The following is a 12,466-nucleotide window of genomic DNA, read 5'->3' as shown; positions in this document are numbered from 1 at the left end:
TGATGTGTAAACCATTTCAGTAAGGCTTTTCTGATTGTGTATAGTATTTTAGTAAGAAAGTAAATTATGTGTATAGTAAATCAGTAAGTATAACAAGAAAGGTGTATACTACTTTCAGTTAAAGACATCCATATCATAATTATTAATTTATGATAATCGTCAAATGATAAAATTCCTTATCTCATTATCATTTTATGATAATCACTTTATGATAATCGGAATAAAAGTTGTATCTTTGCAGAAGATAAGCTGCACTCGGCAATTTGTAAGCAAGCTTACATTACGCTCGTTTGCATTATCTTTGCAGCCGTTGAATATATAATAAGGTATAAATATGGTAATGAAGAATCCTTTTGTCACAAATGGTTACGCCGGTCCGGAATACTTCTGCGACCGTGTGGAAGAAACCCAGCACATCACAGAGATGCTGACCAATGAGAATAACATGGCTCTGATTTCCCCTCGACGCATCGGAAAGACAGAGCTGATTCACCATTGCTTTGCCCAGCCAGTCATCCAAAAAGATTATTATACTTTTATCATTGACATCTATTCAACCAATTCCGTCAGCGATTTGGTCAATATGTTCGGCAAAGCCATTATTGATGAACTTCGTCCTAAAGGCAGAAGCGCTTGGGAGAAATTCCTGATGGCACTCTCTTCTCTCCGTTCAGAAATCTCTTTCGATATCAACGGGGCTCCAGTTTGGGGAATAGGCATCGGCAACATAGTAAATCCCGAAATTACGCTTGATGAGATATTCTCTTATCTCAACCAAGCCGACAAGCCATGCCTTGTTGCTATCGACGAGTTTCAGCAAATCACCAACTATGCCGACAATCGCATAGAAGCATTGCTCCGTACCTATATCCAGCGATGCACCAATGCCCACTTCATCTTCTCGGGCTCTCATCGCCATCTGATGGCAGAGATGTTCACATCTCCTGCCCGCCCATTCTATCAGAGCGTGACGCTGATGAACCTGAAGCCACTGGATATTGAGAAATACAAGGAGTTTGCCACAGCCAAGTTCGAGGAGCGCAACAAACATATAGATACTGCCATTATCGGAGAACTCTTCGCCCGTTTCGGTGGTGTCACCTCATACATCCAGCGAGTAATGAATGTACTCTTCCTCAAGACTCCCGAACAGGGCACCTGCACTCTGGATATGGTAGATGACGCCATCAACTACAATCTTAACATGGCATCAGACACCTACGAGACCCTTCTACGCCAGATGCCGGAAAAGCAGCGCAATGTCTTCATCGCCATCTCTGCAGAGGGCGAAGCCAGAAGCGTAAAGAGCGGAGCCTTTGCCAAGAAATACCACCTCCCATCACCAAGTTCTGTCAACTCTGCCTTGAAGGGATTGTTGGAAAAAGATTTCATCACCCAACAGGATGATGCCTATGTGGTATATGACAAGTTCTTCGATTTGTGGCTGAAGAAGTATCTGAAATAGTATAAGGTGATTCCAATATTTTTGTTACCTTTGCACCCAAATTTAAATACATATTTTAATATGGCTATCATAAAGACAGTAGAGGGAAAGACTCCCCGATGGGGAAAGAATTGTTTTATCGCTGAGAACGCCGTACTGACAGGTGACTGTATTCTTGGCGATGACTGTAGCATCTGGTATAGTGCGGTATTGCGATCTGACGTGGATGCCATCAGATGTGGAAACAGGGTAAATGTGCAGGATTGCGCCTGCATTCATCAAACCGGTACAATGCCTTGCATTCTGGAGGATGATGTATCAGTAGGACATGGGGCCATCGTCCATGGAGCCACAGTTAGAAAAGGTGCTCTCATCGGCATGAATGCCACTGTGCTTGACAAGGCAGATATCGGAGAAGGAGCTATCATTGCTGCAGGTGCAGTAGTTACCCATGGCACTAAGGTTCCTGCACATGAGATTTGGGCTGGTATTCCAGCCAGGAAGGTGAAGGCTTGCAATCCCGGACAAGCCGAGGAGTTTGCCAAGCATTATTCCGGATATATCAAGGACTGGTATCTGAAGGAAGATTAATTGTTACAACGAGCATTTAATATCATTGAAACGATACCATCTATAAGTTATAAAAACTAAAAACAGATAACTTTTATCACTTATAAGTGAAACTTTTCGTATATTTGCAGAAAATTTCATTTATAAGTGATAAAAACATGGCAACTATTATTCGTCAATCATATATCGACAAGATAGAAAGGTATCTTGGTAAGGAGACTATCATCGTATTAGTAGGTCAACGTCGTGTAGGTAAAAGCTGCATGATGAAAATGATTCGTGACCGCAAGAAGGCAGATGACTGCAACAATATCATCTTTATAGATAAGGAGAAAAGAGAGTTTGACAACATTCAAACCTATCAGGATCTCAACGACTATATCGGAGAGCACTTTTTATCCGATAAACATAACTATATCCTTATCGATGAGATACAAGACATCAGGGAATTTGAACGCTCCATCCGAAGTTATCGCACAGAACCCAACACCGACATTATCATCACAGGTAGCAATGCCCGCATGCTGAGCAATGAACTGAGCACACTCATCGGTGGCAGATATAAGGAAATCTATATCCAATCGCTGAGCTATAACGAGTTTCTGGAATTTCATCAACTATCAGATAATGACGAAGCACTTGCTCTGTACATTCAGTATGGTGGCCTGCCTGGTCTGGCAAAGATAGGACTAGAAGAGGATGATGCACGTGAATACCAGATGGATATTTACCATACCGTTTTGCTTAAGGATGTCATCATGCGCAACCAGATAAGAAACGTGCCATTCTTAGAGAACCTGGTGCGTTTCCTTGCTGATAATACAGGTAAACTCATCTCAGCCAACAGCATCTCCAAATATATGAAATCTCAAGGAGAATCCATTGCTTCGGCAGCTATCATCAATTACATATCCTTCCTTTGTGAAGCCTATATCCTACACAAGGTGAACCGCTATGACATCCACGGCAAACGTATCTTTGAAACCAACGATAAGTTTTATTTTGAAGACAACGGCATTAGAAATGCCATTGCCGGGGGAACACGTGAAGGAGACATTGAGAAAGTGATAGAGAATATCATCTATCAGAACCTCATACGCTTGGGCTATCAAGTTTATGTAGGACAACTGCAAGCTGGAGAAATCGACTTTGTATGTACCAAACCAGGCGGCGAACGCATCTACGTGCAAGCTTCCTACATCATAGCCGACGATGCAACCAGAGAACGGGAGTTTGGCAATCTCCGTGCCATCAAGGACAACTACCCGAAGTACGTTATCTCCATGACCCCTCTGCTTACCAAAAATGATGATGACGGCATCACGCACCTGCATCTTCGCAAATTCCTGACAGAAGGAATATAAATAACAGGAATTTCTCAGATTGGGCACACAGTGTATTCCCAATCTGAGGATTCTTTTATTCCTCCCCATTCAGGCATTCGCCCGTCTCATAACTTTTCGTCATATCCTTTAAGATACCAATCATCTCCAGCCTCAAGCTCTCAGGCTTCAGTACGATGATATTTCTGCCATGCCACAACAGTTCCTGAAGGAAATCACGGCTGGGGCGGACGGTGAGGGTATATTCCCGATACATCGTTAACTATCTTAAGATACTTTGCCATATATCTTAGGATACTTTGCCATGTATCTTAAGATACTTAAAAAAGTAACCTAAGATACTCTCGTACCTTTTCTTCTGTTATTTCAAATACTCTATGAGCATATTGAAGTTCTTTTTACCAAGATTATTCTCAGACAAAGACTGACTCATGTTCTTATTAACGATAAGACGTGATTGCATTTTTTCCCATACATCAGCATCTAATAATTCCTTCCACTTTGCTGCACTTCGCATAATAACAAACACCACATCTTCTCTTTCATAAGCCAAATATCTAATTAGTTTCTTCGTTAATTCCTGAGATGGCAACACAACACCCCTTGGAAAATCCTTAAAAGAAACAGAAGTGTAAGCACAATACTGAACTATTGCAAAGTTTCGGAAAAACTCATATTCTTTCTGATGATTTATATTGAGGCGATTAATATTGTTATACCAATAATAGTCACCGATTTCATTCAATGCATCGCCACAAAGGACTTGGGAACCCTCCATGCTATATTTTTCCTTGAACTCTTCATGACTCTTAACATAAGATTCCTGTGGGGTGAGCAATCCTCTCACTTGAAATGACAGCGTATTGATCAACTCTGCCATAGCATCCTCTAAAGGTGCCCTATATCTTTCATATTGCACATTATCATTCACGCCCAACTTAAATCCAGGATTTAAGCTAAGAATAACGACTTTTGCCTTGAGCGGGTTGCCTCTCCATGGCTCAGCAGGAGCACCAAGTACATACTTATAATCTTCCTTTGCATTTCGGTTGAACTCATCTATTACCTGTTCTTCATAAGGATTTGGATAGACTATCTTTATATTTTCATTATACCAATGCGAACGCATATATTCTCCAACCAGCGTAGGCCAAAGATTTTCTTTAACAATATCTGATTCTGAAACACTATAATAGCCAGTAGGATTGACCATACATTTTGGTAGCTCTTCACTTTTCAAAGACTTTTTTAATGACGCCAAACTATCCCATCTAAGATATTTCTGCGTAAAATTTACAGACTTATCGTCTTCTGTATAAGAGAATCTCAACCTAATCTCCATCATGAGAAGATCCAATACCTTCTCTAAGCTAAGTGTTTCTTTAAGAAAATTAGCCATTGCAAACTGGTCATCCACATATCTATCGCCTTCAGGGTATCTAAGATGCGAAACGAAATACGCCAATGTTTGCTTGATACTATCTTGGGCAATTTCAGGATGATTGTCTAAAAACTCACGAATATGCGATAAGATATCAAAGCCCTTGTCGGCAACATAAAGCAGATGCATCAACTTTGTGTCTGTATCCGTCTGTCCAAACTCGTGACAATAATCGTCTACATAAGCCTTGATATGCCTCTCTGGTAGACTAACACGCTCGCCTCCTACTGGATAAAATGCAATTCTTCTCATAATTAATCGTTTTGATGTTACACTTTTTGCTTCAAATCTTACTACATCCACAAAGATTATCAGCATTTTCGTTTTTGCGGATTATTAGATAACGGATTATCTAAAACTATATTGCATAGGGAACTCCTTTTTTGTATTTTATAGAAAATAAAAGTAAAATATTTCCGATTTATATCCATTATAAAAGATAAAAATATGGCAACTATTATTCGTCAATCATATATCGACAGGATAGAAAGGTATCTTGGCAAGGAGACTATCATCGTATTAATAGGTTAACGACGTGTAGTAAAAGCTGCATGATGAAGATGATTCGTGACCGTAAAACAAAAATGCGCCCGCACAATACGGACGCATTTCTGTTTTTATAAAAGCTCTATCTTTCCACCTTGAATATGGCGGCACTTATGCCAGAAGCTTTAATTACATCAGTCTTTTTTCCTGATTTATACACAACCTTTCCTGTGGAAAGAACAGAAATTGCCTTACCACCTACGGAGCTGATATTGAGAGCGGCTGCCTTGGCACCAGGATTCACGACAACAACATACTTCTCCTCACCCAAAGTGCGCTCATATACCATCGGATATTCCTGCCCCTTCTGGTTCAGGAGCTTCCAATCTCCCTCATTGTCAAGAGCCTTTGCAGAATGACGCAAAGCGGTCAACTTACGGGTATATGACAACAGAGAATTCTGATCTCCCTGCTGAGCTTCAACGGTCAACTTTCCGTTTTCCGTATCTACAGGAAAGTAAAGCTTATCGGGTGCACTCGTAGAGAATCCGGCATTCTTGCCCTTGGTCCACTGCATCGGAGTACGGGTACCAGAACGCTCATTGCTACCCTCCTTGTTAGGGAGATTCATCTGAAACTTCATACCAATCTCATCACCATAATAAATAAATGGAATACCAGGCATGGTGAGGAAGAAGGTCATCGCCACCTTCAACTGGTCTGGCGTGTTGCGGGTACCGATGTTAGGACGCTGGTAATCGTGGTTGGCAGATGGAACAGCGATGTAGCCGAGATTCTTGGTGGCATTGTATGCCTTGGTATAGTTCTCGCTAAATTCCTTAAGCGAACCCTTGCCCTGCTTGTCGAAATAGCAGTTCTGGTAACTCTGCTCCCACTTGCCCCATGGAGTCTTGCGGTCGAAGAACAGAGAGGCATATCCCTTGAGACCGAAATGGATGTAGAAATCGATGTTGAAGCCGGCAGGAATAGCTTGCTGCGGATTAGCCCACTCAGAAATCAAGACGGTCTCTGGATAATACTTATCCTTCCAGGCACGCATCTCATTCCAAAGCTTGGATACCTCCTTCTTGTCAGGGTCGTTCTTGATAAGCGATGACGCCATATCTACACGGAAGCCATCCACACCCTTATCAAACCAGAAAGCCATGATGTTACGTATCTCCCTGCGTACAGCCTGTGGTCCTGGAGCATCTACGCCCTGCTCCCAAGGATGATTTGGATCTGGATGAGCAAAACCATAGTTCAAGGCAGGCTGGCACTCGAAGAAATTCTTCTCATAATACTTAGCACGAGGAGCATTAGCCTCCACATATCTACCTCGGGTACTAGACTCCGGACTTGCCTCCTGATGACGGGCTTCTATTTCTTTCTTCTCACTCTCAGGGATATCATTCATCCAGATATAATAGTCGCTGTAACGCTGGTTAGGATCTTTCTCGGAAGACTCCTTAAACCAGGAACACTTGGTACTGGAATGTCCTGCCACCAGGTCGAGACAAACCTTGATGCCACGCTTATGGGCCTCATTGACCAAAGTAACCAAATCGGTATTGGTACCGAATCGAGGATCCACCTTGTAGAAATCGATGACATCATAGCCACCATCAAACCATCCCGACTCAAAGATTGGATTGAGCCAGAGGGCGTTCACACCCAGAGACTTGATGTAATCCAACTTGGAAGTGATACCCGGCAGATCGCCAATACCGTTGCCATCAGTATCCATATAGGAAGATGGATAAATCTGATAGAAAAGTGCATCACTCAACCAAGCCGGTCCCTTCTTCTGTTCTGCCTGAACAGAAAGTGTGGTTGCCGCCAAAGCAGCAACCAACAGCATTTTATTCATTCTTTTCATAAGTAACATTATTTATTCAAAAAAGACTTTCTTTCATAATAACTCAAAATTCTGCATTTTATTGTGCAAGAATGCTAATTGCAAATCCGCCACCTGCAACAGAGTTCAACTTCAAGACAGACTTGCTGGTCACAGTCTTCTTGGTGATGACATAAGCCTGAGGATTTGTCTTGTAGTTGGCATTTTTACGATTGCAAATTTAATAGTTTTTTTCGAGTTTTCCTAACCTCATTAATAAAATAGTGGAACAAAAACGACAAAAAACGCAATAACAGCCTCATTAACAACAGGTTTCCATAATCTTCCATACCATTGAAAGTGGATGGAATAAACATACAGCACTCTTTATCAGGTACTTATAAAAATCACCAATGATATTTTTCCACTTTTTCTTTGCAAGAACGCGGTTTATGTCTAATTATTTAGTAACTTTGCATCCAAAATGACAGATACGCATTTTCATAACTAACAATTTAATATTCATAAGAAATAATATTCACAAGAAATATGAAACACTTCATTCTATCCTGCGCACTGTCGATGGCGGCTATAGCCACCTCCAGCGCACAACAAACTGGTAAGTTGCCCGTCTACCTCGACAACACCAAACCAGTAGAGCAACGCATCGACGATGCCATTGCCCGCATGACGCTGCAAGAAAAGATTCGCATCATTCATGCACAGAGTAAGTTTTCCTCTGCAGGAGTTCCCCGTTTGGGATTTCCTGACTTCTGGACAGATGACGGTCCTCATGGTGTTCGCCCTGATGTATTGTGGGACGAATGGGAGCAGGCTGGCCAAACCAATGACTCCTGCGTAGCCTTCCCTGCCCTCACCTGCCTGGCAGCATCCTGGAACCCACAGATGAGCAGAATCTATGGAGAATCATTAGGCGAAGAGGCTTTGTATCGAGGAAAAGACATGATCTTAGGTCCTGGCGTGAACATCTATCGCACCCCATTGAACGGACGCAACTTCGAATATATGGGTGAAGATCCTTACCTGGCAAGCATCATGGTTGTACCTTATATCCAAGGATTACAGTCTAAGGGAGTATCAGCCTGCGTAAAGCATTACTGCCTCAATAACGAGGAGGAATACCGTCATCAGGTAAACGTCATCGTGAGCGACCGTGCCCTCCATGAAATCTATCTCCCAGCCTTCAAGGCTGCTGTAGAGAAAGGAAAGACTTGGGGAATCATGGGTGCATACAATCTCTACAAGAACGAACACAACTGCCACAACCAGTGGACTCTGAACAAGATTCTGAAGGGCGACTGGAAATATGACGGCGTAGTGGTAAGCGACTGGGGAGGCGCACACGATACCGACCAAGCCGTGAAGAACGGGCTCGACATAGAGTTCGGCACATGGACGAATGGATTGACTATGGGTGCCAGCAATGCCTACGATAATTACTACCTTGCCGTACCATATATAAAAGGTATCCAGGAAGGAAAATACACCACCAAGGAATTGAATGAAAAGGTGCGCCGCGTATTACGCCTATTCTATCGCACCACCATGAATCCGAACCGTCCTCACGGTTTCCTCTGTTCTGACAGCCACTATGCAGCAGCCAGACAGATTGCCGAAGAAGGCATCGTACTGCTCCAGAACAAGAACCATGTGCTTCCTATCAAGACCCAGAAGGCACAACGTGTTTTGGTAGTAGGAGAAAATGCCGTGAAGATGATGACCGTGGGTGGAGGTAGCTCTTCTCTCAAGGTACAGCGGGAGATTTCGCCACTCGATGGATTAAAATCACGACTGGAAAAAGATAATGTGGAAGTGGAGTTTGCCAGAGGTTATGTAGGCGATGTTAGCGGAAATTACAATGGCGTAACTACCGGACAGAATTTGGAGGACAAACGCAGCGAGACTGAGCTGATAGCCGAAGCCGTAGAAAAGGCCAAGCATGCTGATTACGTGGTGATGTTTGGCGGCTTGAACAAGAGCGATTATCAGGATTGCGAAGGTCACGACCGCAAACAGCTCGAATTGCCATACGCTCAAGACAAACTCATAGAGGCTTTGGCTAAAACCAATAAGAACTTCATCTATGTGAATATCTCGGGTAATGCTGTGGCTATACCTTGGAAAGAAAAAGTGGCTGGCATCATACAGGGATGGTTTATCGGTAGTGAAAGCGGTGAAGCTCTGGCTTCTATCCTCACCGGAGACAAGAATCCTAGCGGCAAATTACCATTCACATGGGTAAACTCATTGCAGGAAGTGGGTGCCCACGCATTAAACACCTATCCGGGAACCTGGCGCAAAGAAGGTGGAGCCAAGACTGAGGGCAACATCATTGATGAGGAGTATAAGGAAGGCATCTACGTAGGTTATCGTTGGACTGATAAGAAAAACATCAAGCCAGCATTCGCCTTTGGACACGGATTGAGCTACACCCAGTTTGCCATCTCTAATCTCCGCTGTGACAAGAATCTGATGAATCAGAATGACTCTATCACCTTTACAGTGAATGTAAAGAACACTGGCAAACGTGCCGGTGCAGAAACCATCCAACTCTATATTCATGATGTAAAGGCTTCTGTGGATCGCCCTTACAAGGAGCTAAAGGGATTCCAGAAGGTTTACCTGCAGCCGGGAGAGAGCAAGGATGTAAACATCACCATCAATAAGCAGGCACTCAGCTTCTATGATGAAACTGCTGCATCTTGGAAGGCTGAAGCAGGCAAGTTTGAGGCGCTCGTCGGAAATGCTTCCGATCAGCTGAAACTCAAAAAGACGTTTGAACTGAAATAAAATGAATGGAGTTAATACATAACAAGAACATCGTAAATATGAGAACAGCATTCATATCACTATCATTTCTGCTGGCTGGCTCGCTGATGGTTCCTGCCATCGCCCACACACCCGCCAGCAAGAAAAAAGTTGCAACAACAACTCAAAAAGGTAAAATCCTGCCGATGAAGGAGTATATCGACCAGCTGATGGCAAAGATGACTCTGCAGGAGAAAATCGGTCAGCTCAACCTGATGGTGGCTGGCGACATCACTACCGGTGGAGCCCTGAACACCCAGGTGGGTGGCGACATTGCAAAAGGCAACATGGGCGGCGTATTCAACATCAAGGGACTCGACAAAATCAAGGCTCTCCAGGACATCGCCATCAAGAACAGTCGTCTGGGCATTCCGCTGCTGGTGGGCATGGACGTAATCCACGGCTACGAGACCATGTTCCCTATCCCCCTCGCCCTCTCCTGCTCCTGGGATACAGAAGCGATGAAGAAGGTAGGCGAAGTATCGGCAAAGGAAGCCAGTGCTGCAGGAATCAACTGGACTTACTCGCCCATGGTAGATATTGCACTCGATGCCCGATGGGGACGAATCAGCGAAGGTAACGGAGAGGATCCTTACCTGAGCGGCGTGATGGGTGCTGCACTCACACAAGGTTACCAGGGCGCCGACATGCGCACAGAGGAGATTTTGAGAGCCGATAGAATCATGGCGTGCCTCAAGCACTTTGCCCTCTACGGAGCCGTGGAGAGCGGCAAGGAATACAACACCGTGGATATGAGTCGCATACGCATGATGAACCAATACCTGCCTCCTTACGAAGCCGTGGTAAAGGCTGGCGTAGGCAGCGTAATGTCTTCGTTCAACCTGATAGATTATACCCCTGCCACCGCCAACCACTGGATGATGACCGATGTCTTGAGAAAACAATGGGGATTCAAGGGATTCGTGGTAACCGATTATGCATCTATCGCCGAGATTCTGAACCACGGCACAGCCAAGGATCTGAAAGAGGCATCAGAACAGGCACTCCTGGCAGGTACGGATATGGATATGTGCTCCAATGCCTTCGTAAAGCATCTGGAACAAAGCGTGGCAGAGGGCAAGGTGACGGAGGAAGACATCAACACAGCCTGCCGCCGCATCCTCGAGGCAAAATACAAACTGGGATTGTTCAGCAATCCTTACCGTTATTGCAACGCCAAGCGAAACAAGACCGACATCTACTCTGCCGAAAACCGACAGATAGCTCGCGACGTAGCAGCCGAGACCTTCGTGCTTCTGAAAAATGAAGGAAATCTTCTTCCTCTGAAGAAACAGGGAAAGATAGCGCTGATTGGTCCTCTTGCAGATACCCGCAACAATATTGCCGGCACATGGAGTGTAGCTCAGGCTCCAGAGAAATATACTACTATCAAGGAAGCCATGGAGAAAGCGCTCGATGGCAAAGCCACCTTATTATATGCACAGGGCAGCAATATCTGGCGCGATAGGGAACTTCAGAAGAACGGCGAACAGGGTAAGTCTATTGCCTGGGGAGATGAGGTAAAGATGAAGAACGAGGCACTGCAGATAGCAAAGGAAGCAGATGTGATAGTATGCGCCATGGGCGAAACTGCCGATATGAGCGGTGAATGTGCAAGCCGCACCAACCTGGAAATGCCGGATGTGCAGCAGGAACTTCTGGCTGAACTCGCAAAGACGGGAAAACCTGTCGTATTGCTCAACTTTGCCGGTCGCCCTACGGTTTTGTCATGGGAGAAAGAACACATTCCTGCTATCATGAACGTATGGTTTGGTGGTTCTGAAGTGGGAGATGCACTTTGCGACGTCATCTTCGGCGACAAGGTTCCATCAGGTAAGCTCACCACTTCCATGCCAAAGACAACCGGACAGGAGCCTCTCTACTACAATCATCAGAATACGGGAAGACCAGTACCTGATGACAATCAGAAATTTGCCAAGTTTGCCAGCAATTGTCTGGATGTAAGTAATGGTCCGCTCTATCCATTTGGATATGGACTGAGCTACACCACTTTCGAATATGGCGATTTGAAGCTGAGCAGCCATGAAGTCAATATGGATGACTGGAAGATTACCGCCACCATCAACGTAAAGAATACAGGTAGCCGAGATGCCGACGAGATAGTTCAGCTCTATATCCGTGATATGGTAGCCAGCATTTCTCGTCCTGTCAAGGAATTGAAAGGTTTCCAGCGAATCCATCTGGCTGCAGGAGAAAGCAGGGAAATCTGCTTCGATATCACTCCTGAAATGCTCAAATTCTATAACGCAGAATTAAAGCATGTGATTGAACCAGGCGACTTCCAGATTATGGTGGGAGGAAACAGTAAAGAGGTAAAGACCCAGAATCTTACTGTTAAGAAGCACCCATAGAAGTTCCCCTATGGGTGCTGATTCCTAAGACATAGCCAAATTTTTGAGCAGCTTTTTATGTTAATAAATATAAAAGAGGCGTTTTGGAGCATACAGGCACTAAAATATCGGTAGCAGAAATGGTCAAAAATGACATTTCTGTTA

8 protein-coding genes and 1 pseudogene are annotated in these 12,466 nt (G+C 44.2%); 5 read left to right on the top strand and 4 right to left on the bottom strand.

The window, feature by feature from the left end:
* The first annotated feature begins 340 nt into the window (after positions 1–340).
* The 3 genes from EXN75_RS16085 (at position 341) to EXN75_RS16075 (ending at position 3,378) form a co-directional block, all read left to right on the top strand.
* The gene (locus EXN75_RS16085; protein WP_167639562.1) at positions 341–1,465 is read left to right on the top strand and encodes an AAA family ATPase; all 1,125 of its coding nucleotides are present in this window, start codon (positions 341–343) and stop codon (positions 1,463–1,465) included.
* Between the two features lie 60 nt (positions 1,466–1,525).
* Positions 1,526–2,035, top strand: coding sequence for a gamma carbonic anhydrase family protein (locus EXN75_RS16080; RefSeq protein ID WP_134844592.1), 510 nt, complete (start codon positions 1,526–1,528; stop codon positions 2,033–2,035).
* 137 nt (positions 2,036–2,172) lie between these two features.
* A complete protein-coding gene (locus EXN75_RS16075; RefSeq protein WP_134844591.1) occupies positions 2,173–3,378 on the top strand; it encodes an ATP-binding protein in 1,206 nt (401 codons plus the stop codon).
* A 55-nt stretch (positions 3,379–3,433) separates the two neighbouring features.
* Here EXN75_RS16075 and EXN75_RS16070 read toward each other — a convergent pair whose 3' ends face one another.
* The 4 genes and pseudogenes from EXN75_RS16070 to EXN75_RS16055 all read right to left on the bottom strand — a co-directional run.
* Positions 3,434–3,613, bottom strand: coding sequence for a WCX domain-containing protein (locus tag EXN75_RS16070; protein WP_134844590.1), 180 nt, complete (start codon positions 3,611–3,613; stop codon positions 3,434–3,436).
* A gap of 105 nt (positions 3,614–3,718) precedes the next feature.
* Positions 3,719–5,050 (bottom strand): hypothetical protein, encoded by a 1,332-nt coding sequence (locus EXN75_RS16065; protein WP_134844589.1) that lies wholly within the window; start codon positions 5,048–5,050, stop codon positions 3,719–3,721.
* Between the two features lie 376 nt (positions 5,051–5,426).
* Positions 5,427–7,154, bottom strand: a complete 1,728-nt coding sequence (locus EXN75_RS16060; protein WP_134844595.1) for an alpha-amylase family glycosyl hydrolase — start codon at positions 7,152–7,154, stop codon at positions 5,427–5,429.
* Between the two features lie 67 nt (positions 7,155–7,221).
* Positions 7,222–7,350: pseudogene (locus tag EXN75_RS16055) on the bottom strand (glycoside hydrolase family 97 C-terminal domain-containing protein); the annotation flags it as partial.
* 320 nt (positions 7,351–7,670) lie between these two features.
* Here EXN75_RS16055 and EXN75_RS16050 point away from each other — a divergent pair.
* Together EXN75_RS16050 and bglX are read left to right on the top strand one after the other, a co-directional pair.
* Entirely contained in the window at positions 7,671–9,932 is a 2,262-nt protein-coding gene (locus EXN75_RS16050; protein ID WP_134844588.1) for a glycoside hydrolase family 3 C-terminal domain-containing protein, read from the top strand.
* 38 nt (positions 9,933–9,970) lie between these two features.
* Complete coding sequence (gene bglX, locus EXN75_RS16045; protein ID WP_134844594.1) at positions 9,971–12,322, top strand: beta-glucosidase BglX; 2,352 nt, start codon at positions 9,971–9,973, stop codon at positions 12,320–12,322.
* The last annotated feature ends 144 nt before the right edge of the window (positions 12,323–12,466 follow it).

This window comes from Segatella hominis (assembly GCF_004535825.1).
Classification (GTDB): Bacteria; Bacteroidota; Bacteroidia; order Bacteroidales; family Bacteroidaceae; genus Prevotella; species Prevotella hominis.
Note: the sequence above shows the minus strand (reverse complement) of the source record. Positions and strands in the feature narration are given on the sequence as shown.